This is a genomic window from Prauserella cavernicola, assembly GCF_016595675.1.
Classification (GTDB): domain Bacteria; phylum Actinomycetota; class Actinomycetes; order Mycobacteriales; family Pseudonocardiaceae; genus Prauserella_A; species Prauserella_A cavernicola.
In genome coordinates, this window is the sequence record NZ_JAENJH010000002.1 from 1,307,304 (window position 1) to 1,331,183 (window position 23,880).

Annotated in this window: 21 protein-coding genes; 4 read left to right on the forward strand and 17 right to left on the reverse strand. The window is 71.0% G+C overall.

The annotated features are described in order from the left end of the window. Positions 1 to 15: 15 nt before the first annotated feature. From JHE00_RS13130 to JHE00_RS13140, 3 genes are all read right to left on the reverse strand, one after another. Entirely contained in the window at positions 16 to 408 is a 393-nt protein-coding gene (locus tag JHE00_RS13130) for a hypothetical protein (protein WP_200318206.1), read from the reverse strand. Between the two features lie 79 nt (positions 409 to 487). Next, positions 488 to 808, reverse strand: a complete 321-nt coding sequence (locus tag JHE00_RS13135) for an STAS domain-containing protein (RefSeq protein WP_200318207.1) — start codon at positions 806 to 808, stop codon at positions 488 to 490. Continuing rightward, on the reverse strand, positions 805 to 2,412 hold the full coding sequence (locus JHE00_RS13140) for an ATP-binding SpoIIE family protein phosphatase (RefSeq protein ID WP_200318208.1): 1,608 nt from the start codon (positions 2,410 to 2,412) through the stop codon (positions 805 to 807). The genes JHE00_RS13135 and JHE00_RS13140 overlap by 4 nt, the downstream gene beginning before the upstream one ends. 108 nt (positions 2,413 to 2,520) lie before the next feature. Between JHE00_RS13140 and JHE00_RS13145 the strand changes: the two genes are divergently transcribed. Continuing rightward, on the forward strand, positions 2,521 to 3,237 hold the full coding sequence (locus JHE00_RS13145; RefSeq protein ID WP_200318209.1) for a dienelactone hydrolase family protein: 717 nt from the start codon (positions 2,521 to 2,523) through the stop codon (positions 3,235 to 3,237). Between the two features lie 37 nt (positions 3,238 to 3,274). On the opposite strand, the gene JHE00_RS13150 is transcribed toward JHE00_RS13145, so the two are convergent. The 4 genes from JHE00_RS13150 to JHE00_RS13165 all read right to left on the reverse strand — a co-directional run bounded on the left by JHE00_RS13150 (position 3,275) and on the right by JHE00_RS13165 (position 9,379). Continuing rightward, the gene (locus JHE00_RS13150; RefSeq protein ID WP_200318210.1) at positions 3,275 to 3,637 is read right to left on the reverse strand and encodes a hypothetical protein; all 363 of its coding nucleotides are present in this window, start codon (positions 3,635 to 3,637) and stop codon (positions 3,275 to 3,277) included. Positions 3,638 to 3,852: 215 nt separating this feature from the next. After that, positions 3,853 to 4,758: a non-homologous end-joining DNA ligase gene (gene ligD, locus JHE00_RS13155; protein WP_200318211.1), complete on the reverse strand. Its 906-nt coding sequence runs from the start codon at positions 4,756 to 4,758 to the stop codon at positions 3,853 to 3,855. Next, positions 4,755 to 6,182 carry a non-homologous end-joining DNA ligase gene (gene ligD, locus JHE00_RS13160; RefSeq protein WP_200318212.1) on the reverse strand — a complete coding sequence of 476 codons (1,428 nt, stop codon included), beginning with the start codon at positions 6,180 to 6,182 and terminating at the stop codon, positions 4,755 to 4,757. The genes ligD (JHE00_RS13155) and ligD (JHE00_RS13160) overlap by 4 nt, the downstream gene beginning before the upstream one ends. 32 nt (positions 6,183 to 6,214) lie before the next feature. Then, complete coding sequence (locus JHE00_RS13165; RefSeq protein ID WP_200318363.1) at positions 6,215 to 9,379, reverse strand: S8 family serine peptidase; 3,165 nt, start codon at positions 9,377 to 9,379, stop codon at positions 6,215 to 6,217. A 288-nt stretch (positions 9,380 to 9,667) separates the two neighbouring features. On the opposite strand from JHE00_RS13165, the gene JHE00_RS13170 reads away from it, so the two are divergent. Further along, complete coding sequence (locus JHE00_RS13170; protein ID WP_200318213.1) at positions 9,668 to 10,453, forward strand: metal-dependent hydrolase; 786 nt, start codon at positions 9,668 to 9,670, stop codon at positions 10,451 to 10,453. 31 nt (positions 10,454 to 10,484) lie between these two features. Here JHE00_RS13170 and JHE00_RS13175 read toward each other — a convergent pair whose 3' ends face one another. Beyond that, entirely contained in the window at positions 10,485 to 11,846 is a 1,362-nt protein-coding gene (locus JHE00_RS13175; protein ID WP_230423241.1) for an MFS transporter, read from the reverse strand. Positions 11,847 to 12,072: 226 nt separating this feature from the next. On the opposite strand from JHE00_RS13175, the gene JHE00_RS13180 reads away from it, so the two are divergent. After that, positions 12,073 to 13,083, forward strand: a complete 1,011-nt coding sequence (locus tag JHE00_RS13180; protein WP_200318214.1) for a 1-aminocyclopropane-1-carboxylate deaminase — start codon at positions 12,073 to 12,075, stop codon at positions 13,081 to 13,083. A gap of 39 nt (positions 13,084 to 13,122) precedes the next feature. Here JHE00_RS13180 and JHE00_RS13185 read toward each other — a convergent pair whose 3' ends face one another. The 8 genes from JHE00_RS13185 to paaI all read right to left on the reverse strand — a co-directional run bounded on the left by JHE00_RS13185 (position 13,123) and on the right by paaI (position 22,484). After that, entirely contained in the window at positions 13,123 to 13,899 is a 777-nt protein-coding gene (locus JHE00_RS13185; RefSeq protein ID WP_200318215.1) for an SDR family NAD(P)-dependent oxidoreductase, read from the reverse strand. A gap of 49 nt (positions 13,900 to 13,948) precedes the next feature. Next, a complete protein-coding gene (locus tag JHE00_RS13190; protein ID WP_200318216.1) occupies positions 13,949 to 15,109 on the reverse strand; it encodes a type III PLP-dependent enzyme in 1,161 nt (386 codons plus the stop codon). Continuing rightward, positions 15,106 to 16,791: an IucA/IucC family protein gene (locus JHE00_RS13195; RefSeq protein ID WP_200318217.1), complete on the reverse strand. Its 1,686-nt coding sequence runs from the start codon at positions 16,789 to 16,791 to the stop codon at positions 15,106 to 15,108. Before JHE00_RS13195 ends, JHE00_RS13190 begins: the two co-directional genes overlap by 4 nt. Then, the gene (locus JHE00_RS13200) at positions 16,788 to 18,413 is read right to left on the reverse strand and encodes an IucA/IucC family protein (RefSeq protein ID WP_200318218.1); all 1,626 of its coding nucleotides are present in this window, start codon (positions 18,411 to 18,413) and stop codon (positions 16,788 to 16,790) included. Before JHE00_RS13200 ends, JHE00_RS13195 begins: the two co-directional genes overlap by 4 nt. Beyond that, entirely contained in the window at positions 18,308 to 19,894 is a 1,587-nt protein-coding gene (locus tag JHE00_RS13205) for an IucA/IucC family protein (protein ID WP_200318219.1), read from the reverse strand. The genes JHE00_RS13200 and JHE00_RS13205 overlap by 106 nt, the downstream gene beginning before the upstream one ends. Beyond that, positions 19,876 to 20,889 (reverse strand): 2,3-diaminopropionate biosynthesis protein SbnB, encoded by a 1,014-nt coding sequence (gene sbnB, locus JHE00_RS13210; protein ID WP_200318220.1) that lies wholly within the window; start codon positions 20,887 to 20,889, stop codon positions 19,876 to 19,878. Before sbnB ends, JHE00_RS13205 begins: the two co-directional genes overlap by 19 nt. Positions 20,890 to 20,938: 49 nt before the next feature. After that, positions 20,939 to 21,940: a 2,3-diaminopropionate biosynthesis protein SbnA gene (gene sbnA / locus JHE00_RS13215; protein ID WP_200318221.1), complete on the reverse strand. Its 1,002-nt coding sequence runs from the start codon at positions 21,938 to 21,940 to the stop codon at positions 20,939 to 20,941. 157 nt (positions 21,941 to 22,097) lie between these two features. Beyond that, positions 22,098 to 22,484: a hydroxyphenylacetyl-CoA thioesterase PaaI gene (gene paaI, locus JHE00_RS13220; RefSeq protein ID WP_200318365.1), complete on the reverse strand. Its 387-nt coding sequence runs from the start codon at positions 22,482 to 22,484 to the stop codon at positions 22,098 to 22,100. 191 nt (positions 22,485 to 22,675) lie between these two features. On the opposite strand from paaI, the gene paaE reads away from it, so the two are divergent. Next, the gene (gene paaE, locus JHE00_RS13225) at positions 22,676 to 23,752 is read left to right on the forward strand and encodes a 1,2-phenylacetyl-CoA epoxidase subunit PaaE (protein ID WP_200318222.1); all 1,077 of its coding nucleotides are present in this window, start codon (positions 22,676 to 22,678) and stop codon (positions 23,750 to 23,752) included. Here paaE and JHE00_RS13230 read toward each other — a convergent pair. Beyond that, positions 23,749 to 23,880: integrase core domain-containing protein (locus tag JHE00_RS13230; RefSeq protein WP_200318223.1), on the reverse strand; the 132-nt coding region annotated here is incomplete at its 5' end. The genes paaE and JHE00_RS13230 overlap by 4 nt on opposite strands.

Here is a 23,880-nt window from a genome sequence, read left to right on the forward strand (position 1 = left end):
CCGGGCACGCGAAACCTAGAGCGGCGGGGTGAGGTCGAGGCGCCAGCGATCGCCGGACCGGCTGAGCGAGACCTCGTAGGCGAACGCGCTGCCGTCCGCGCGGGCACCCTCGACGACGGCGACGCGGGACTCGCCGCCGTCCGGTCGCAGTGAGACGGTGAGCCCGGTGGTGCCGCGCAGTTTGTCGACGTAGGCACCGGCGAACTCGTCGACCTCGCTGCCCGTCTGGCCCAGCAGCAGGCCCAGCTCGTCGGCGTCGTGCGTGGACAGGGCCTGCTCGAGCCGGTCACGCAGCTGTTCGGGCGAGCTCGCCCCCGTCTCGGGCTCGCGCGAGATCAGCACGGTGACCACCACGAGCCACACCACGGCGATCGCGACGACGCCCGCGACGACCCAGTTCCTGCGCATGGGCGAACGGTATCTCACCAAAGCGCCTGGTCACATTCGTGTGGCCGGGCGTAGCTCTGGTTACTCCACAGTGGACCCGTCAGGGCAGGATCCGGGCCAGGGTGTCGAGGCCGGCGAGCTCGACGACGCGTCGGCTGGTCGAGCCCTCGGGCGCCAGGATCTGGCAGTCGGCCTGCAACAGCCGCAGCCGCTCGGCGAGCGAGAACAGGATCCGCAGCCCCGCGCTGTCGAGATAGGTGACGCCCGCGAGGTTCAGCCGGACGGTCACCAGGTGGTTGCCGATGGCGGCGAAGATGTCGTCGCGGACCACGTCGGCGTTGGACAGGTCGATCTCGCCGGTGATGGCGATCTCGATCGTCTCGGGATCGCGCGTGAGCACCTCGATGTTCGCCACTGTCATGCCGGTTCGCCGCTCAGGGTCTTGCGGATGCGCACCAGGGTGCCGCCCGCCGTGTGCTCGAACGTGACGTTGTCGCTGAGCTGACGCATCAGTGCCGTTCCCCTTCCGCGGTGGGCGCCGCGGGCCTGCCGCCAGCGTCCGGTGTCCGCGACCGTCACGACCACCTCGGGTTCCTCCGCCTCGAAGCGGAGATTGATCTTGCCACCGAGCGGACCGTAGGCGTGCTCGATCACGTTGGAACACGCCTCGCCGACGGCGACGAGCAGGTCCGCGGTCTCCTCCGCCGTGGCGCCCGTCGTCGGCAGCCAGCGGCGCAGCGCCGCGCGCACGTCCGCGAGCACCTCGGGGACGGCGTCCAGCTCCAGCTCCAGCGTTCGCAACTCGTCGGTGAGCCGCTTGCGGATGGCGAGCACCGCGATGTCGTCGTCGGTGGGGTCGCTGCCGACCATGCGCGACATGACCGTCGAGCACAGCCGCTCCGTGGAGTCCGTGGTCACCGTGTCGCACAGCAACCGGAGACCTTCGTCGAGACCGCGGTCGCGCCGCTCCACGAGACCGTCCGTGTAGAACAGCACCGTCGCGCCTTCGGGCAGGTCGATCGTGGCGCTGCGGCGTTGCAGGGGTGCCGAGCCGACGCCGATCGGCGGGTCGATGGGCACGTCCAGCAGCTCCGCCTTGCGGTCCGGCAGCGCCAGCACCGGGGAGAGGTGGCCCGCGAGCGAGATGTGCATCCGCTCCAGCGACGGTTCCAGCACCGCGTAGGCGATGGTGGTCATCGTCTGCGGTTCGAAGTGCCGGATGTGCGCGTCGAGCTTGGACAGCACCGCGGTGGGCTCGCCGGAGTCGAGCGCGTAGGAGCGGGTCGCGGTCCGGACGCGGCTCATGATCGTGGCCGCGGCGAGGCCCCTGCCCACGACGTCGCCGACGGTGACGCACAGCCAGCCCGACGGCAGGGTGAACACGTCGTACCAGTCGCCGCTGGCTCCGCCGGCCTCGCCGGGCACGTAGCGCGAGGAGAGTTCGAGTCCGGCGATCTGCGGGAGCTTGGCAGGCAGCAGCGTCCGCTGCAGCGCCGCCGCGGCGGCACGCTCGGTGCGGGTGAGGCGCGTGTGCGTGGCCAGCGCCACCCGGTCGCCGACGACCTGGAGGAACTCCACGTCCCGTTCCGAGAACGGCGTCGGGTCGAACGTGCCGACGTGCAGCACACCGACCATGTCACCGCCCGCCACGAGCGGAACGCCCGCGAGTGAGCGGACGCCCTTCTCCCAGAGCAGCGGATTGACGACGGTGGTGGAGTCGACCTGCTGGATGACCATGGGCGTGCGCGAGGCCGCGATGCGCCCGGCGAATCCTTCGCCGACCGGGACCCGGACGCCCTGGCGCACCTCCTCCTCCATCCCGGACGAGGCCGACGCGACCAGATGGTGCCCGCCGCTGTCGACCAGCAGCACGGTGGCGGTGTCGGCGCCCAGCAGCTCCTTGACCCTGGCCAGCAGTTCCGCGAGGAGCTGTTCGAGCTCGAGCTCCGCGAGCGCGTTGTCAGTGACCGCCTCGATGCGACGGAGCCGGTCTGCTATGTCAGCTGGCTCGACCGAACTCGGCATTCTCGCAGCATAACCGTGCACTGTGGGAGCAGCAGCACGCGACCGGCTGTCCAGCAGATTCACCTGACGGGGTTGGCAGGACCGGCGCTGGATAGCAAGATCGCGATCGTGGTTGCCACCCAGATCGAGACCATCACGGCGCACGACGGCGGAACCTTCGACGCGTTCTGTGCCCTGCCGGAGTCGGGCCGGGGCCCGGGAATCGTCCTGTTCCAGGAGGTCTTCGGCGTCAACGACAACATGCGCGCGCTGGCGAGCAGGCTGGCGGAGCACGGCTATGTCGCGCTCGTGCCCGACATGTTCTGGCGATTGGAACGCGGTTTTCAGAGCAAGGACGAATCAGGGATCGCCGAGGGCATGGAGCTCGCGCAGCGGCTCGACCTCGACGTCGCCGTGCACGACATGAGCGCCACGCTCGCGCACCTGCGCGCACTGCCCGCGTGCACGGGCAGGACCGGCGGCGTCGGGTTCTGCCTCGGCGGCACGCTGGCCTACCTGTTCGCGACGTCGGTGCGTCCCGACGGTGAGGGTCCGGACGCCGTGGTGTCCTACTACGGCTCGGGCGTGCACGGGATGCTCGACAAGGTCGGCGACATCGCCTGCCCGGTGATGTTCCACTACGGCGACGACGATCCCTACATCTCCGGCGAGGCGATCGGCGCCGTCGAGGCCGCGGTGTCGGGCAGGCCGGAGATCACCGTGTACCACTACGCGGCGGGACACGCGTTCTCGAACTTCGACGCGCCCTCGTTCCACGACCCCGACGCCGCCGACCTCGCCTGGGGTCGCACGCTCGCGTTCTTCGACGACACGCTGAACGGCTGACCGGGCTTTCGGGTCCGGTGTGGACTGTCGACCGTGCTCAGTACTTGCTCATGGTCCAGCGGAGCGAGTCATCGGTCGTCACCTGGGTGTTCCCGTCGCTGAAGGTGTTCAGCACCCTCGACTTGGTGTCGTTGTCGTCGTGGGAGAAGTCGAAGATCAGCTGGAAGTCGGTGTCGGCGGCGATGCCGCCGAACTCCATGCAGCTCTGGGGGAACACCTTCGACGACGTGGAGCCGTCCTCGTACTCGGCGCTGAGGTTGTACATGGTCGACTCGTTGCACAGCTTGAGTTCGTAGTCGGCCGCGTTCGCGGTGCCCGCGAATCCGACCATCGCCACGCTGATCGCTGCGCCGGCGACAGCGGTACCTGCAACAGCCTTGACGCGTTTCGTGAACGACATGATCGTGTCCTCTGCTCGGAGAATTGGTCGATCGGATGCCGGTGAGCCTGCCCGTCCACAGTTGGTCTGTACACAGCAGAACCCGGTGTCAGACCGAGGGGACAAAAATATCTACCCTGGAGACTCGATCCGGATCATGCGGTGAAGGGCACCTTTACTGCATTGAACGCAGTAAAGGTGCCCTTCACCGCAGCCGCAGTGGCAGTGGCGGGGTGTCAGAGCTTCGGGGGTTCTTCGGTCCGTAGTGGTGCGAACAGGTCGCCGTGCTCCTCGACGCGTTCCAGTACCTCGTCGGCGGTGAACACCAGGTCGGCGGCGCTCTCGCACTCGGCGACCTCGTCCCACAGCAACGGTGTCGACACGGTGGGCTCGGGCCTGGCCCGCAGCGAGTACGGGGCCACCGTGGTCTTCTGAGTGTTGTTCTGGCTCCAGTCGATGAACACCTTGTGCGGGCGCAGGTTCTTCGCCATCCGCGACACCACCAGCTCCGGCATCGCCCGCTCCAGCCGCTCGGCGAGCTCCTTGGCATAGGTGCGCGTGCGGTCGGCCGAGCGCACCCGCACCGGCGCGTAGAGCTGCATTCCCTTGGAGCCGCTCGTCTTCGGGTGTGCCTCGATGCCGTCCTCGGCGAGCTCCTCCCGCAGTCGCAACGCCACCTCGCAGCACTCGACGATCGTGGCGGGCTCTCCGGGATCGAGGTCGAACACGAGCAGGTCCGGATCGCGCCTGCCGTCACGCGGGCCGACGGTCCACTGTGGAATGTGCAGTTCGAGGCTCGCGAGGTTGGCCACCCACACCAGGGTGGGCAGGTCCTGCACCAGCGCGTAGTCGGCCTTCTCGGCTCCGCGCGAGCTGCCGGGGGTCTCGATGCGCACCGTGCGCACCCAGTCCGGCGCGTGCCGCGACACGTTCTTCTCGAAGAACGACGCACCCTCCACGCCGTCCGGATAGCGCTTGAGTGTCAGCGGCCGGTCCTGGAGGTGTGGCAGCAGCACCGGCGCGATGCGCGCGTAGTAGTCGAGCACCTCGCCCTTGGTGAAGCCGACCTTCGGGTACAGCACCTTGTCCAGGTTGGACACCCGCATGCGGCGGCCTTCGACGTCGACGAGCGGATCGGTCACGAGCCCAGCTCCTTCGCGTCGAGGTCCGGCCGCAGCCCTCGCCAGGCGGGTGCGCGCAGCCTGCCGTCCTCCGTCCAGTCCTTGAACACGACCTCGCCCACCAGCGTGGGGCTCACCCAGTGGGCGCCCTTGGCTCGTTCCTTCGGCACCTCGTCGGCGAACGGCGGAGTCGTTCGCTCCAGCTCGCGCAGCATCGCCAGCAGCTCCCGCAGCATGTCCTCGGTGAACCCGGAGCCGACCTGGCCGATGTAGCGGAGGCCGCCGTCGTAGGGCAGGCCGAGCATGAGCGAGCCGAACGTGTCCGACCGCTTGCCCTCGCCGGGTCGCCAGCCGCCGATCACCGCGTCGAGCGTGCGCAGTTCCGTGATCTTGAGCCAGTCGTCGCTGCGCTTGCCCGGCGCGTAGCGCGAGTCGGCCCGTTTGGCTATGACGCCTTCGAGGTCCTGCTCGCCCGCGGCGGCGACCACCGCTGCGCCCTCGCCCGTGAAGCTCGGCGAGACCTGCCAGTGCGCGCCGCCCAGCTCCAGTCCGGTCAGCAGTTCGCGACGTCGCGTGTAGGGCAGGTCGAGCAATGAGCGGCCGTCGAGGTGCAGCAGATCGAACACCAGGTACGTCACCGGCTGGTGCTTCGACAGGGCCCGTGCGCGCTGCTCGCCGGCGTGCATCCGGGCCTGCAGGGCCTTGAAGCTCGGCCGCCCTTCGCGCAGCGCGACGATCTCGCCGTCGAGCCATGCCTGTGCGCTGCCGAGCTGCTCACCGAGGCCGCGCAGCTCGGGATAGGTGGTGCTGATGTCGCCGCCGCGCCGGGAGAACAGCGTCGCCCTGCCGCCCTCCACCCTGGCGAGCGCGCGCACGCCGTCCCATTTGAACTCGTAGGCCCAGTCGTCGTCCTCGGCGGCCGACGGCAGGCGGCCGGAGACGGCCAGCATGGGCGCGACCAGCTCCGGCAGCGGCTCCCAGCCGGGGTCCTGCGGCGGGCCCTTGCGGATCACCTGCCACTGTTCCCCACTGCGGAAGAAGACGAAGTGGCCCTGGGCCCGCTCGCCGTGCAGCACCACCGACACCTCGCGCTCGGACCACTTGAGCGTCTCGTAGGTGCCGCTGTCCCAGATGGTCATCCGGCCCGCGCCGTACTCGCCCTTCGGGATGTCACCGGAGAACGTGGCGTACTCCAGCGGGTGGTCCTCGGTGTGCACGGCGAGCCGGAGCGTGCCCTGCTCGACGGGAAGGCCCTTGGGTACGGCCCACGACACCAGCACGCCGTCGCGTTCGAGCCGCACGTCCCAGTGCAGGCGGCGAGCGTGGTGCTCGTGGATGACGAACGTGTCGTCGTCACCGTGGGGCACCACGTCGCCCTCCGGCAGCGGTTCGGGCGTGCGGCCCGCCCGCCGTTTGCGCCGGTACTCGTCGAGTCTCGACCCCATGGTTCAGGGTCTACCCGATCGAGCCGCTCCGGTCACCCGGTGACGGACTCGACGAGCACCGTGCCGCTGCCGATCCGCAGGTCGTCCGGGGTGCGGACGGTGACCAGTCCGCGCAGGACCCTGCCCTCGCCGGGCTGCCCCTCGGCCGTGACCTCGGCGGGCACCGTCCACGTCGTGCCCGTCGGCCTCGGCGCGTCGCTGTCGTCCACGGCGATCGAGCCGAACGCGGGGTTGGCGAAGAGGTCGAGGTAGTCGAACTCCGTCGAACCCGAGGGCACGGCGTAGCCGTCGATCTCGACGCGCCACGCGCCGGCCGCCGGGTTCGGGATCGTCACCGACTCCTCGGAGTCACCGCCAGCGCTGAGCCCGGCGAGCGAGCACGTCCCACTCGTGCAGTCGTACACGAGCAGGTCGAGGTCGGCGCCGCCGTCGGAGGTGTTGCCGATCGTCGCGGTCAGCGCCGTCGAGTCCGGCGTCACCCGCACGTCGTAGCTCTGCGTCTCGCCCTCGCCGATCGAAGGCCTCGCCACGTGTGCGCTGTCGAGCGCCCCGCCGGTGAGCCGCCCGGTGAACTCGCCGAGCGTGCTGGTGACGGTGTACTCACGGGCGACGGCAGTGCCCTGGGCGGCCTCGTCGATGACGTCGGGATCGGGGCTGACCGTGGTGCCCTGCGCCGCGAACGTCAGCGCCCACGGCACCTCGGCGGCGTCGGACGTGCGCCGCGCCTCGAGCACGATCTCCCACACGCCCGGCATCGGGTCGGTCGCCGCCCTGCTGGTCGGCGAGCCCGTGGGGCAGCCCGCTCCGGCGTCGGGGTTGTAGCAGTTGACCGACGACGTCGGGTCCACCGGAACGCCGGTGGGGTCGTAGCGCACGAACCGCGCCTGGCCCGCGCCCGGCTCTTCTCCACCCGCGTCGAGGTCGACCTGCAGCGAGCTGGTGCCCTCCGGCACCCGCACGAAGACGCTCGTGGCCTGATTGCGCTGGATCGTGCCCGACGCGCTGCCCACGAAACCGCCGTCCTCGGTGAGGTCGTACGGCGCGAACACGGTGTTCATGGTCATGACGTCGATGCCCGTCGTGCGGGGGTCGTCCAGCCGCAGCACCGCCGAGTGCGAACCCGCGGTCTTCGGGTTGACGCGCACGTCGAACGTCACGGGCTTGTTCAGCGGCAACCGCACGGTGCGGGCCGAGGAGAACGTGCCGTCGTTGCCGACCCAGCCGGCCCGGTAGTTCACGGTGAGCCGCGAGCCCGTGGTCCTGGTGAGCGTGTAGGTCCGCGTGTAGGCCTTGCCCACCGTCACACCCTCGCGGTCGTGGATGCCCACACCGGTGTTCGGCGTCTCGAGCTGTCCGGAGAGGACCGTGCTCACCGGCACCGACGTGGTCACCTCGTGCACGCCGGGCCCACGCAACGCGGTGAGTGCCCGGAAGGTGTCGATCAGGCCCGCGCCCTGCGCGTTGGCGTCGATGCCGTCGATGAACCGCGAGGTCGACGTCAGTGCCGAGCGCAGTGCCGTCACCGGAGGCCGCTCACCGCGGTGCAGGCCCTTGTAGGCGCTGACGAGCAGCGCGGCCGCGCCGGTCGCCTGCGGCGCCGCCATCGAGGTGCCGTTGAGCATCCCGTACCCGGCCGGCAGCTCGTAGGTGCCCGGGACGGGCTCCGGCGCCTGCCAGCGCGGGATCGCCGAGATCGCGGCGCCGGGCGCCACGAGGTCGGGCTTGAACCCGCCGTCCTCACGCGGACCGCGCGACGAGAACGGGTGCAGCGACTCGGCGACGGGGGACTCGGAACCGTAGTTCGACAGCCACGTGTCGTCGGTGATGTAGGAACCCACGCTCACCGCGTCGGTCGCCACCGAGGGGTCGCCGACCGAGTTCGCGCCCGCGCCGCTGTTGCCAGCCGAGATGAACAGCTGCACGTTGTAGGTGTCGATCACGCGGTTGTAGAGCTCGGCGCGCGCGTTGTTGCCGTCGTTGAGCGCGGGCAGGCCGCCGATCGAGATGTTCACGACGTCCGCGCCGTTCTCGGCCGCGTAGACCACGCCGTCGATCAGGCCGCTCGACGTGCACGACGGCGTGGACAGGCACACCTTCACCGACATCACCTCTGCGCCGGGAGCGGCGCCGTCCATCCGGCCGCCGAAGAGGTCGTTGCCCGCGGCGATACCGGCGACGTGCGAGCCGTGCGCGGCGCCCGCGATGCCGATGTTGACGTAGCCGGGCTTGTCGGTCTGCACCACGAACGCCACGCGCTCGGCGACGCCGGTCGCCGGGTTGTCGACGCCGAGGTGGCCGACGTCGTGGTTCACGGAGTAGTCGATCATCGGGTTCTCGTCGGTGAAGTCACCGTCGCCGTCGAGATCGACGCGCACCTGCTTGGACTCGGTGTCCTGCAGCACGCCCCAGCTGTCGTCGGAGTCGCCGTCGCGGTTGACGTCGCCGCCGGTCTCGCTGGCCGCAGTGCCGAGATCGCCCGCGGTCTCCGAGAACACGCCGAACGTGAACGAGCCATCCGGCGCCGTCCACTGCCTGCCCTGTGCCGAGAACGCGCCCGAGTAGGTCTGCTCCGACATCGGCACCCACGTGCCGTCGCCCGAGGTGGGCGAGTTGGCCGTGTACCAGTCGACGATCTTGCGCTTGCCCGTGCTGGTCTTCGCCAGCGCCGGGTGGTCGAGGTCGACACCCGAGTCGAGCACGGCGACCGTGGTGCCGCGGCCGTCCCAGAACGGGAACGTCCGCGCGAACTGCGCTGCCTTGATGTCGCCGGTGGGCAGGTATGGATTCACCTTCGGGGTGTTGCGATCCGGTGCCGGCTGCGGCAGCGGGTCGGTCGCGCCGACGGGAGCGGGCTCGTCGCGTGCGATGAGCCCGTCGACGTCCACCGCGTCCACCGAGCGGAGCTTCGGAGCACGCTCCGCCTCCTCGATGGGCACGGTGACCTTGAGGTAGTCCAGGTCGTCGTTGGCGGAACGGACCACGCCGCCCAGCGACCGGAGCTCACCCGCGGCGGCGTCGGCGCGCCCTCGCTGCGCCGCGACGAGCAGGGTGACCTCCGACTTCCCGGCCTGCTCCGCCTGCTCGAGCAACCGGAGGTCCTCGTTGTCGAGCACCTCCTGCTCACCGGGTGGTGGTGCGGGTGGTTGGGCCAGTGCCTGCGGGGCACTGAACCCGAGCGAACTCACGGCCACGACCATCGCCGCGATCCCCGTGCGTCTCCACCAACGTCGTCCAGTCACTGCTTCGACCTCCCGCCAGCGCGATGCTCCGACCATCTGCGCGAGGCTCACAAACGTTTCACATCCGGAGCGAGCGGCCCGAAAATTCCGACTTTCGTAGGGTTGGCCGGGATTGTTGCCAAGTGCCCACTCCCGGCCTGTGGGAGGGCCGATGATCATGGGCGTGTCCCTGCGACACGGCGGTCCGCGTTCGAAAGGATGTTCGACGCTCCCAGTCCCCGTGTCCCCCTGGAGGATCGCCCGCCCATGATGGGTCGTACCCACGCGCTCACCGGCTGGTGCGCCGGTCTCGCCGTCGCGCCGCTCGCCGGTGTCGACACGCTCGCGCAGGCACTGGTGTTCGCCGCGACGACGGCCGGCTTCGCGCTGCTGCCGGACCTCGACCACCCCGGCGCGAGGGCCTCGAAGCTGCTCGGGCCGGTCACCGGAGGGCTGTCGTGGTTGCTGCGCAAGGCCTCCGGGGCGCTGTACCAGGTCACCAAGGGCCCGCGCGACGAGAAGGGCAAGGGCACCCACCGGCACCTGTCCCACACCGTGCTGTTCGCCGCGGTGCTCGGGTTCGCCACGGCGGCGGGTACGGAGGCGGGTGGCCCGTGGGCGGTGGCCGGGGTCGTGCTGTTCGGCCTGCTGCTGGCCGAGGACGCGCTCGGTGACTGGCTGCTGCCGGTGTCCGGCGGCGCCGTGATCTGGTGGGTCTACGAGAACAACCCGAACGCGCTCGCTCAGCTCGAGGGCGTCACCGGCCTGCTCGGCATCGCCGTGGCGCTGGGCTGTGTGACGCACTGCCTCGGCGACGCGCTCACCGAGTCCGGGTGCCCGTTCCTGTTCCCGCTGCCCATCGCGGGTGAGACCTGGTACGAGCTGCGCCCGCCGAGCTGGCTGCGGTTCCGCACCGGCAAGGGCGTGGAGAACAGGCTGATCTTCCCGGTCTTCTCGGTGCTCGCGGTCTTGCTGATCCCGGGTGTGTGGACGGCGGTCGCCGGGTTCGTGCTGGACGTCGTGGACGGCGCCACGGTGGAGGCGGAGAGCTGACCGGCCGGGAGGCCCGGCCGGTCGCCCTCGCTCAGTGATCCCTGATCCGCCAGGCGACGAGGCCCGCGGCGACGAGTCCCGCCGTGGCGAGCGTGCAGCTCACGACGAACGGGTCGAAGCCAGCCAGCGCGGGTGCGAACCCGATGCCGACGTAGAGCGTGACTCCCGCCGAGCCGCCGAGCTGGTCGGAGGCGCGCTGGATGCCGGAGGCGACGCCCGCGTCGTCACCGGTCACCCCGCTGACGGCCGCGTACTGGAGCCCGACGAGGCCGAAGCCCATGCCAGCGGCGATCAGCACCATCGCGGGGATCGTGCCCGCCACACCCGAGCCGACGGGGATCGCCACGAGCCCGGCCGCGGTGAGCCCGATGCCGAGAACCGCGCAGGTGCGCGCTCCCCACCGGCCCGCGACGCGCGGTACGAAGGTCGCCGCTGCCACGAGCACGACCGCGAGCGGCAGCAGCGCGAGTCCCGCCGCGAACGGCGTGAGGCCCTCGCGTTGCTGGAGCTGGAAGGTCAGCAGCAGGAACGACGTCGACAACGCGCCGCTGAGCAACGCCGTGGCGATGTTGGCGAGCACCCTCGTGCGGTTGCGGAAGAACGACGGTGGGATCACCGGGTCGGAGGCGCGGCGTTCCACGCGCACGAACGCCACGCCAGCGATCAGCGCGCCGGCCAGCGCCGCCGCCGAGAGCCACGGACTTCCGCCGCCTTCCCCGCCCTCGATGATCCCGAAGACGAGCAGCAGCGGGGTCAGTGTGAGCAGTGCCGAGCCGGGCAGGTCGAGCGGTGTGCGCTCGCGCGGCGGTTCGGCAGGCACGAGCACGGTGACCGCCACCAGCACGAGCACGACGAACGGCACGCTGATGAGGAATATCCACCGCCACCCGAACAGTTCGGTGATCACGCCCGAGAGCACGAAGCCCAGTACCAGGCCCGTGCTCGCGACGGCGGCCCACACGCTCAGCGCGCGGGTGCGGCGCGGCCCTTCGGGGAACGTCAGGACGATCGCCGCCATCGCCGCGGGCAGCGCGAGCGCCTCGCCGACGCCCTGCAGCATCCGAGCCGCGATCAGCAGCGGATACGTCGGGGCGAGCCCGGCCAGCAGCGAGGCCGCACCGAACACGGCCGCGCCCGTGAGCAGGACCCGACGTCTGCCGAGCAGGTCGCCGAGCCTGCCGCCGAACATCAGCAGGCCACCTCCCGCGACGGTGTAGCCGACCACGACCCAGGTCAGCTGGCGCGGGCCGACCCCGAAGTCGGCGCCGATCGAGGGCAGGGCGATGTTGACCACGGTGACGTCGACCGCGATCAGGAACTGCAAAAGGGACAGTGAGCCGAGGAGGAACCACGGCCGCAGCCGCGAGGTCCCGGGTTGGATGTCCTGGTGCAAGGTTGTGCTCCGTCGCTCGAGAAGATTCCGAGCAGCACTACGAAGGCCGCTCCGGTCAGGACGAAGCGGCGGAGAAGATACGCGAAGGTGCTCCGCCGCTAGTGGCGGAGCGTCCGGGTCACGGCGATGGCCGCAGCGCAAGCGCAAGACATGTTTCACAGGTTAACAGGGCGTCAGGAGCCGTACGCTTGCGTTCAGCCGTGTTGGCCGAAGATCGGAGAATCCCTTGTCGCTGAACGACTTCGAGCGTTACCCGTTGCTGTTCGGGCCCTCGCCGGTGCACGAGCTGGAGCGGCTGGGAGCCCAGCTCGGCGGCGCCGCGGTGTGGGCCAAGCGCGAGGACTGCAACTCCGGCATCGCCTACGGCGGCAACAAGACCCGCAAGCTCGAGTACCTGGTGGCCGACGCGCTGGCCCAGGGCTGCGACACGCTCGTGTCGATCGGCGGCGTGCAGTCCAACCACACCCGCCAGGTCGCCGCGGTCGCCGCGCGGGCAGGGCTCAAGTGCGTGCTGGTGCAGGAGAGCTGGGTCGACTGGCCCGACGCCGTGTACGACAAGGTCGGCAACATCCTGCTGTCGCGGCTGGCGGGCGCCGACGTGCGCTTGGTGAAGTCCGGGTTCGGCATCGAGTTCAAGGACAGCTGGCGGCAGGCGATCGCCGACATCGAGGAGGCGGGCGGCACGCCCTACGCGATCCCCGCGGGCGCCTCCGACCACCGGCTCGGCGGGCTGGGCTTCGCGAACTGGGCGTTCGAGGTCGCCGAGCAGGAACGGCAGCTCGGCGTCTTCTTCGACACCGTGGTGGTGTGCTCGGTGACGGGCAGCACGCAGGCCGGGATGGTGGCCGGGTTCGCCGCGCTCGGCGGCAGGCCGCGGAGGGTGCTGGGCATCGACGGCTCGGCCAAGCCGGAGCAGACGTGGGACCAGGTGGCCAGGATCGCGCGCGCCACCGCGTCGCTGATCGGTGTCGAGCGCGAGCTCGCCGACGACGAGATCCTGCTCGACGACCGCTACCACGCGGGCACCTACGGCATCCCCGACGAGTCCACTGTGGAGGCCATGAAGCTCGCCGCCCGCACCGAGGGCATGATCACCGACCCGGTGTACGAGGGCAAGTCCATGGCAGGTCTGATCGACCTCGTGAGGCGGGGGGAGATCGTGAAGGACTCCACGGTGCTCTACGCGCACCTCGGCGGGCAGCCCGCGCTGAACGGCTACAGCGCGATCATCGACTAGCGCGTACCGGCATCGGCCTCGCCGCCGTGCGCGGCCGACTCAGTCGGACACCGCACCAGCGGTGAGGTTGATGCCGGCCGCGGTGATGGACGCGCCCCGGTCGCTGGCCAGGTATGCGGCCGCTTCGGCGATCTCCGTGGCGCTGGGCAGCCTGCGCAGCATGGTGCCGGACTCGAGCTCGTCGAGGATGGCGCGATTCTCCGTGTCGCCCGCGTAGCTCGATCCGTAGTCCGGCCCGTCCAGCACGCCCTCGACCGTTCCCCCGATGCGCGTCCATGCGACGCGCACACCCCGCGGTCCGAGCTCGACCGCCCACTGCCGGTACAGCGCCTCGACGAGCTGCCACGTCACCACCGTCGTGCCCATCCCCTCGAACGGAGGCCCGTACCCGACGTTGGTGAGCACGACGCCCGATCCTCGCTCGGCCATGTGCGTCGCCGCCGCACGAATGGTCGCGGTCTGGGCGCGCACGGCGCTGAGCACCGCGTCCTCCATGACGGCGGTCGGCAGCTCGAGCAGCGGTGTTCCCTGCACATCCCGATGGGTGACGGCGTTGAAGAGGATGTCGATGGACCCCGCGCGCTCGACGACCGAGTCCGCATGGGCTTTCGTGGCCGCCTCGTCCGTGACGTCGAGCGCGGTGGCGTGCCCCTGACCGCCGCCGTCGGCGATCGACGCCAGCACCGGGTGGAGCGACTCGCGGGAGCGTCCCGTGACGTGCACGGTCGCGCCCTCGCGGGCGAACACCCGCGCGACCGCCCCACCGATGATTCCCGAGCCGCCGTGCACGATGGCGACCTGCCCCGTCAGCAACATGTGTGTCCCCTCGTCCGACGCTCAAGATTCGCCCAGCGAGCGACGAAACTCAAGACCGGGCCGCAGTGAACACCTGCTCCGGGTGCGGGTGGCTGAGGAAGTCGTGATGGGAGATCTCCCAGCCGTAGGCCCCCGCGTGGTGGAACTCCAGCACGTCGCCCACCCGCACCCGCCTCACCGTGACGTCGTGCGCGAGCACGTCCTTCGGCGTGCACAGCTCACCCACCACCGTCACCGGCCCGTCGTGCACCGCCGGTCGCGGCAGCGCGTCTGGCCACCGCTCGACCGGCAGGACGCTGAACGGGTGGCTGTGCTGCCACGACACCGGCAGCCGGAAGTGATGGGTTCCGCCACGCACGAGTACATAGTGGACACCGTGGTTGCGTTTGACGTCGAGCACCTCGGTCAGGTAGCTGCCGCACGCGGCGACCAGGAACCGGCCGCACTCGAAGTCGATCTCGCGCCAGTGCGCGGGAAACGTCGTGACGAGCCTGCCGAGTCCCTCGGTGAAGCGGTGCCAGTCGAACTGCTCGCTCAGCTCCGCGTAGTTGACGCCGATGCCGCCGCCGACGTTCACGACCTCGCAGCGCACCCCGAACTCGGCCTCCCAGCCGATGATCTTGCGCCGGTACAGCTCCAGCATCGCCAGGTGGTTGTCCGGCGAGAGGTTGTTGGACAGCGAGTGCAGGTGGAAGCCGGTGAACGCGAGAAAGGGCAGGTCCCGCGCGGCGCGCATCGCCTCACCCAGGTCGGTCTCGTCGATGCCGAACTGTGTCGGCCGCCCCGCCATCGCCAGCGTCGCCTCGGGGAACGGGCCCGCGAGGTTCACCCGTAACAGCACGCGCGCCGGTCGCCCGACGCGCGTGGCGACCCGCGAGATGCGGTGCAGCTCCAGCACGCTCTCCACGTGCAGCCGCTCGACCCCGGCCAGCAGGGCCTGCTCGATCTCGCACTCCGTCTTCGCGGGCCCGCCGAACAGCACCGGGACGTCGGCCGAGACCGCGCGCGCCTTGGCGAGCTCGCCGCCCGAGGCCACCTCGAACCCGGCGACCAGCGGCGCGAGCGTACGCAGGAGCGGCTGCGCGCTGTTGGCCTTCATGGCGTAGAACATGCGGCAGCGCTCGGGCAGCGCGGCCACCACGTTGGTGACATGCGCGGCAAGAGCGTCGAGGTCGTAGACGTAGCGGCAGACCGGCTCCGGGGCGCTCACACGCGCGCCAGCGGGTTGGGCACGCGGTGCAGTCGCAGCTCGGTGTCGGGCAACAGTCTGCGCATGGTGAGTTTCTCCACGGCGATCTCCGGGGCGAACACGTCGAAGCGCGCCTCGCCGACGCGGCCGAGGTGCTCGCGGACCCGCTCGGCGACGATCGCCCAGAAGTCGCGTTCGGACAGTCCGTACTCGTCGGCGAGGAAGATGGCCAGCTCGCCGATGTTGACGAACAGGAACGCGTCGAGCATGAAGTCGGCCACCAGCGCCGGGTCGTCGGTCTCGACGAAGGAGTTGCGGTTCTGGTGGTGCGACGGCGTGCCGCGCAGCGGCGGGCACAGCTCCGGCTCGGCCAGGTGCGCGCGCGAGAACCGGACGCCGTCGTGGAAGTCGCGCAGCGCGACCCGTGTGGGCACGCCGTCGTGGTGCAGCAGCACCATGTTCTGCGCGTGCGACTCCAGCGCGATCCCGTGCCGGCACAGCAGGTGCACCAGTGGCAGCACGGCGACCTCGGCGAGCCCGCGCACCCACGTGGCCGCGCCGTGCCGCCGAATCCAGGCGTCGATCAGCGGGGTGCCGTCGCGCTCGCGCGCCGTGAGTCCGGTGAAGGGCACCGCCCGCTCTTCCGTGTCGAGGTGCAGGTGCAGGCTCTCGCGCCAGATGCACGCGAGCGTGCCGTAGGTGTCCTCCCTCGTCAGCTCCGCCGCGGGCTCGGGGTTCACCGCGGCGCCCAGCACCTCGCCGAGCAGGATCGTGCGCGCCTCGTCGCGCAGGAACTCGTCCGCGGCGGCGATGGTGTGCAACCAGTCGGAGATCAACGGCGCGTTGTGCACCGTGTGAGGTGCCAGCACCCGGCTCGTGGAGGTGTTCACCAGCGACATCGCGAGCTTGAGGTACGGCCGGCTCGGATCATCCACACACGACAACGTGCGGATGGACTGCTGGGCGAGGAAGGCGTGTGGATCCTCTCCCAGCACTACCAGTTCTCCGCGCCGCAGCTGCGCGGAGAAGGCCCGTGCCGCGTGTTCGTTCCACTGCCACGGGTGCACCGGGACCAAGGTGAACTCGGGAGTGGGCGGGGTGAGCGCGTCGCCGAGCTGGCCGTGCAGGAACTCGGCCTCCTCGATCGTCGACGACGCGCTCACCTCGGTGAGGTCGCGGTGCGCGGCCAGCCACAGTGGACGGATCGTTCGCGCGAACTCGGGACCGTAGGCGAGATTGTCGGCCACCCCGAAGCCGATGCGCGACTTGTACGCCGGGTGGTAGCGGTGCCCGTCGGTGATGGCGCCCTCCAGCTCGTCGAAGCCGGAACCGGCGAGTGTGCCCGTGCGCGAGTACTGTGCCACGGCGTCGTTGAGCAGCGTGTGCTCCAGCTCGCGGGCGAAGCGGGCGAGGCACGCGCGGTCGGCGTCGAGGCGGTCGCCGAGCTCGCCGAGCAGCCGCGTCACCGACTCGGGCTCCTCGCCCTCGCGCCTGAGTTCGTCCACCGTCACGCGGTCGAAGGTGAACCGCCTGCGCGCCGTGAACGTGTAGGTGACACCCGCCGAGCCCACGATCGTCGAGTCGTCCTCGGTGCGCACGGCGCCCTCGTAGAGCAGCGACTCCAGCAGCTGGCGCAACAGCCTGCGCAGCACGGGCGCGTAGGTCGGCGCGGCGAGCGCCCGCTGGACGAGGTCGTGGGTCATGGCAGCTCCCGCAGTGGGTTGGGGACGTCGACGTACACCGGTCGCTCGCCGCGTCCGGTGAAGCGGCTGAGCAGGTTCGCCTTGGCGGGCAACGTCGCGCACGCCAGCAGCTGCCCGGCCTCCGGCGCGGCGCGCAGGTGGTCGCGCGCGAGGCGCCACAGCCGCCGTTCGGACGTCGCGGTGTGCAGCGCCAGCACGTGCACGACGTGCCCGAGCTGGTTGGTCACCGCGTGATAGCGCAGCCGCAGCCACGCCTCGGCCTCGTCGTAGAGCACCGGGCTGTCCGCCTCCACGAGCCCGGCGCGCACCCGGTCGCGGCTCGCCGACACCCCTTCGAGGTCGCGGACCCACAGCCCGCTCGGCCAGCCGTTCTCCGTGCACAGCAGCGAGTTCTGCACGTGTGCCTCGAAGCTCACGCCGTCGGTGGCGAACACCGACAGCAGCGGCACCAGCGCGACATCGAGGTAGCGCCGCAGCCACTCGTCGGCCTCGCGCGGGCCGGGCAGGACCTCGGCCGCATCCTCCAGCAGGCCCGCGAGCACCCGCGGCGCCTGCCCGTTGCCCGCGAACGGGTTCTGCCGGTACTGCACAGCGAGGTCGGCTGCCAGCTCGTCGCTCACCACGCCCGGAGCGAGCGTGCGGTACCCGCTCTCCAGCACCACGCCGAACCCGGGGCGTGCGGGCAGCCGGGCGGCGAGCAGGCTCGCGTCGGTGGCCCGGCGCAGGTGTTCGAGCGGGTTGTTGCGCACGAAGTTGGTGATGCGCACGTGCAGTGGCAGCTTCCACGAGACGCCGAACTCCGGGTCGCACACGGTGCGCACCGACGACGTCGGATAGACCGGCCTGCCCAGCGGGCCCAGCGCCACGAGCCCACCCTGCGCGACCAGCGAGCGCACCTCGGGTTCGCCGGCGAGATGGCGAGCCTGCCACGGGTGCACGGGCAACGCCTCGTACCCGGCGGGGACGTGCTCGGCGACCTCGCCGGGCACCCACTCGTCCGGCGAGACCCTGACCTCCAGGAGCAGTTCCCTCGCGACGGCGAGGTAGTGCGGCACGAACTCGGTGCCCAGCTCCGGCGCGTACCGGCCGATGTCGGCGTCGGTGAAGCCCTCCGCGCTCTTCGGCGTGGGATGGAAGGGATGGCCCAGCAGCACGTTCTGCTCGGCGTGCCGCGTGCGCGCGTGCGCTCCCGGCCCCGGCCGGCGCCTGCCGTGCGCGAGGTAGCGCGCGGTGCGCTCGACGCTGTCGCCGATCTGGGTCGCGAGCTCACCACCCGGGCAGCCGGTGGTGGCCGCCAGCTCGGCCAGCAGCGCGGCGACCAGGTCCGGGTGGCCTGGCACGGTGTGCTCGCCGTAGGTGTGGTGCCCGAACGCCGAGGCGTGCCACACCTCGACGCGCAGGCTCCGCCCCGTCGCTGGCAGCTCCACGACGAGCTCGCCGGGTGTCACGTCGTGGATCCCGGTCTCGCGCAGGTAGGCGTTGAGCAGCCGCTGGCGCGCGGCGTGCTCGGCGGCGCTCAGCGCAGCAGTGGGTTCGGCACCCGGCCCGTGCTCGCCGGCATGCTCACGCCCGCCGACGTGCCCTGCCTCAGCAGCGGGCCGAGCACCGTGCGACTCGGCCACGTCGGTGAGCGTAGGAGCAGCCGCTCCACCTCCGGTAGCGGGTGCGTGCGGTCGAAGCAGCTGATCAGCGCCGCGCGGAGCTGGTTCCACAGGACGTTCTCCGTGATGCCGTAGTGCCGGGACAGTGCGTCGGCGATGCCGTGCAGGTTGACCTGCAATCCCAGGGTCTGCAGGTAGCCGACGAGCTCGCCGGGCTCGTCGAGGACCAGTGACTGCCGGGCGCCCGGCTTGACGCGGTAACCCGGCTCGGCCACCCCGGCCGCGCGCATCCACTGTGGATGGATGCGCACCGTGTCGTGGTCGCGCAGCACGAACCGCCCCGGCACGCCGTCGACGAGCGTCACGGCCACGTTCTGCCCGTGCAGCTCGGGCAGCACCCCGTAGCGCAGGAACCCGAGCGCCACGGCGCAGAACGACTCCGCGAGCGCACGGAAGAACGGCACCGGATCGCACTCCCACCCGGCGTGGAGCGCGGGCGCGGCGAAGGCTCCCATCGGCACCGCGTCGGCGACGTCGGCCGGATAGGTGCGCAGCTGCGCGGCGAGGTGTCCGGGCCGGTCGGCGAACTCGTCGCCCGCCCAGCCGCACCAGCTGCGCTCGTCGCACACGGCCACCAGCGAGGCCAGCTCGGCGTCGCGGGCGAGGACGTCGCGCAGGGTGCGTTCGGCGCGCTCGCCGTTGTCGAGGTAGCGCGGGGGCAGCAGCCGCGCGGCTCCGAGCGTTGCGATGCCCAGCGGCAACTTGACGTGCAGCGACTGCTCGGGCGCTGCCAGCGTGCGCAGTGACGACGTCGGCCGGAACGCGCCGAGCCCGGTGGCGAGCGGCCGGATGTCGCCGCGTGCCAGCTCGTCGGCGAACTCGCGGGGCAGCACGTGTTCGCGTTGCCACGGGTGCACCGGCACCGCGTGGAACCCGTCGGGAGCCGCGGGAGCGGCGTCGCCGAGCAGCAGCCCGGCGAGGTCGCGTTCGCCGGAGCCGAAGCGAAGCGACTCCGTGCGCACGGCGACCCAGTCCAGCGCGAGGGGCTCGGCCCGCGTGGTGCCGTAGCGGGCCAGCTCGGCGGCCGACCAGCCCGCGGCGGCGCGTGCGGTGGGGTGGAACGGCCGGTTCCGGCTCGCCGCGAGGCGTTCGCCCGCGAGCATCCCGAGCGCACCGGTGTGTGGCGGTACCGCCGCGACGGCACCGTGCTCGATCGCGGTGCGCACGTCGGCGGCCACCTGCTCGGCGCAAGTCTCGCCGCGCGCGACGAGCCGCACCAGCTCGTCGGGACCGAGTTCGGCGGAGCCGTGCAGCACCGGGCCGCCCGCGAACCGAACGGGCGTCAGCCCGTCGCCCTCGCGGACCCGCACCCGGACGTCGCCGACGCGGTACCACTCGCCCTCGATCGTCCCGTCGCCGAAACCGAACAGCCGCTCCCTGATCAGCGCGTCGACCAGGTCGCGCGTGACCTCCTCGCGCGCGGTCAGTAGAGGCTCAGGCATGTGCCGACGTCCGCGGCCTCGGCGCGGCGGAAGACCTCGGCGGCGCACGCGACATCCTCCACTGCCATGCCCATGGGATTCAGCAGGATGATCTCGTCGTCGGTCTCCCTGCCGGGCCGCGTGCCCGCGAGTACCTGGCCCAGCTCGGCGTGCAGCCGCTCCCGGGAGAACGATCCCTCGAGCACCAGCTGGTTGATGATCTTCTTCTCGCGGTTGCACTGGTCCCAGTCGTCCACCACGACCTTGTCGGCGCCGAGAAAGACGTCCTTGTGGGTGTCCATGATGGACACGTTGGCCAGGAAGGAGCCCGGCTTGAGCCACGAGAACGTGAGATACGGCCGGTCGGTGACGGTGCACGGCACCACGACGTCGCCCGAGCGCACCGCGTCCTCCGCGCTCGCGGCCACCCGTACCTCGGCGCGCTCGCCGACCCGGTGGGCCAGCGCCCGCGCCGCGCTCTCGTGCACGTCGAAGGCGTGGATCGTGGTGATGGCAGGGAACTGCTCCAGCAGCGCCGTGACCTGGGTGCCGCCGATGACGCCGCAGCCCACCAACGCCACATCGGTGAAACCGGGCCGCGCCAGCTGGCGGGCGGCCAGGCAGGTGACGGCGGCGGTGCGCCACGCGCTGATGAGCCCCGCCTCCATGATCGCCACCGGGTAGTTGGTGTCCGGGTCGTTGAGCACGAGCACACCGCTGGCCCGTTCCAGTCCCGCCGCCGGGTTGTCGTGCTTGCTGCCGATCCACTTCAGACCCGACACGCCGGGTCCGGCCACCGAGCCGACGTGGGCGGGCATCGCGATGATGCGGTCTGCGATGTGGCCTTCGCCGACGCGCAGGTACGGCTTGAGCGGCTGCACGGTCCTGCCGTCGGCGTGGGCGACGAGGGCTCGGCTCAGCGCGTCGACGTAGAGCTCGGAGCTCCCGCCTCCCACGGCGGCGACGTCACCCCGCGTGAGATAGCGGATGCGGGGACTCGGCGCGGGCTCGGTCATGGGCGGGTCTTCCTCCTGGGAGTTCAGGCTGCGAGGTCAGGCTGCGAGGTCAGGCAGAGAGGTCAGGCGAGGCGCGCCGCGACCGGGCCGCGGCCAGCCAGTCGTCGTCGTAGACGAGGTCGAGGTAGCGGTCTCCCCGGTCGGGAAAGATCGCCAGCACCCGGCACGGCGTCGGCAACGAGGGCAGGGTGCGGCGGATCGCGGCGACCACCGAACCGGTGGACCCGCCGGCGAAGATGCCTTCTGTGGCGAGCAGTTCGCGGCAGCCGAGCGCGGCGTCCACGTCGTCGACGCGCACCACCTGGTCGATCTCGTCGGGGCTGCACAGTTCCGGCACGCGGCTGGAGCCGATGCCGGGGATCTCGCGACGGCCCGCGGTGCCGCCGAAGATCACCGAACCCACGGCGTCGACGGCCACCACCCGCAGGTCGGGGAAACGCTCCCGCAGCCTGCGTGAGCAGCCGAGGATGCTGCCGGTGGTGCTCACCGCGGCGAAGAGGTAGTCGGGCGGGCGCACGAGCTGCTCGGCCAGTTCGGTGCCGGTGCCGTCGTAGAAGGCCTGCCAGTTGAGGTCGTTGGCGTACTGGTTGACCCACACCGCGCCGGGTGTGCGCGCGAGCAGTTCCCGCACCCTGCGGATTCGCGTCTGCAGGTAGCCGCCCGCCTCGTCGGGCTCGGTCACCACCTCGACGTCGACACCGAGACTGCGCAGCAGCGCGAGGTTGGCCGTGGTGGTCTTGGGGTCGACGACGCAGCTGAAGCTCAGCCCGTGCACCCTTGCCGCCACGGCGAGCGCGATGCCGAAGTTGCCCGAGCTGCTCTCGACCAGCGTGGAGCCGGGCGGGATCGACCCGTCGCGCAGGCCGGACTCCACGATGTAGCGCGCGGAGCGGTCCTTCATGCTTCCGCTGGGGTTCAACAACTCCAGCTTGGCGACGACCTCGGTGCCGGGATCGGGAAAGAGCCGGCGCAGCGCGACGACGGGGGTTCCGCCCACGCAGTCGAGCACGGACTCGCCGACGGACTCGGCCACGGACGAAGCGGCGGTCACTGCACTCCTCGACTCGACGGTCACGTGGGTAAGGCAAGTCTTACCTTACCCATGATGTCACTGTCGATGAGAATACTGACACTCGCCGTCACCGCCAAGGGGCGCGTCATGGTCGCGACGGGTGTCAAAGTGTCCATTGAGGACGATTCGGTCGAGCTCAGGTGTTCTTGTCGATGACTCTGCTGCGGCCGCGGAACTCGGCGATCACGACGGGGCCGTCGGGTCCCTCGCGGCGCACCGTGACGTCGTAGATCCCGTTGCGGCCGAACCGGGTGCGCTCCTGTGCGGTCGCGACCAGCTCGTCGCCGAGCCGGGCCGAGGCGACGAACGAGATCTCCGCGCCCGCGGCGACGGTCACCGGGCCGTGGCTGTTGCACGCGCACGCGAACGCGGTGTCGGCGAGCAGGAAGACGTAGCCGCCGTGGGCGATGTCGTGGCCGTTGACCATGGTCGCCGTGATCCGCATGGTGGCGGTGGCGCTGCCGTCGGCGGCCTCCCGCAGCTCAATGCCGAGTGCGCGCGAGGCCTCGTCGACGGCGAACATGTCGTGAGCAGCGTTGTCCCGCACCAGCCACATCCTCGCTTACTGACCGAATGGACGGTTAATACTGGGTTCGAGGCGCGGGTGGTGTCAAGGCGGCGCCACCCCGGCCACCAGGTCGTCCGCGCTGGCGCCCTGCCGCGGCCGGGCTTAGTGTCACGAGAACTCCCGCGGGCGAAACAGGGGTGAGGGCGATGGGTGCTCCGGTGCGGCCGCGAGCCGCGTTCCACCCCTTGCGCGTCTCCGACGTCACGCGGCTGTGCGACGACGCCGTCGCGGTGACCTTCGACGTCCCGCCCGAGCTCGCCGATGCCTACGACTTCCTGCCGGGACAGTCGCTCACCCTGCGGCGCACCGTCGACGGCCACGAACAGCGCAGGTCGTACTCGATCTGCGCGCCTAGGGGAGCCAGCCCGAGGGTGGGCGTGCGCGAGGTGCCCGCCGGTCTGTTCTCCACCTGGCTCGTGCGCGACGTGCGGCCAGGCCAGATGATCGACGTCGGCACCCCGACCGGCGGCTTCACGCCCGACCTCACCGAGCCAGCGCACCACGTCCTCGTCGCGGCGGGCTCCGGGATCACGCCTGTGCTCTCCATCGCGTCGTCGGTGCTGGCCGACCAGGCGAGCACCGTGACCCTGTTCTACGGCAACCGGCGCACCGACACGGTGATGTTCGCCGACGAGCTCGCCGACCTGAAGGACCGCCACCGCGCGCGGTTCGAGCTCGTGCACGTGCTCTCGCGAGAACTCCGCGAGGTGGAGCTGTTCAGCGGCAGGCTCGACGCGGAGAAGCTCACCGACCTGCTGCGCCTGGTTCCGGAGCCGGAACTGGTCGATCACTGGTGGCTGTGCGGCCCCTTCGGCATGGTCACCGACGCGCAGGACGTGCTCGAACGGCACGGCGTCTGCCTCTCGCGCGTGCACCAGGAGCTGTTCTACGTCGAGGCCGAGCCGCCCGAACCGGTGCGGCACGTCGAACCCGCGCTCGTCGGGGAGACCAGCGAGGTCAGCGTGAAGCTCGACGGCCGACTCACCACGGCGCTGGTCCCGAAGACCACGGCGGTGCTCGACGGCGTCCAGCGCGCCAGGCCCGACCTGCCCTTCGCGTGCAAGGGCGGCGTGTGCGGCACGTGCCGCGCGAAGGTGCTCGTCGGCGAGGTCCGCATGCGCCGCAACTTCGCTCTCGAGGGCGACGAGGTGGCGCAGGGTTTCGTGCTCACGTGCCAGTCCCATCCGGTGACCGACCTGGTGACTCTGGACTACGACGCCTAGCTGTGATGTCCAGGGAGGTTGGTCAGCCGGGTGGCTGGTGGGCGGCCTCCGATGGCGGAGTGGGCGCGATGGTGATTGTAGAAATGGAGCCAGGCGGGCAGTGCGGTGTTGCGTTGTTCGGTTGAGGT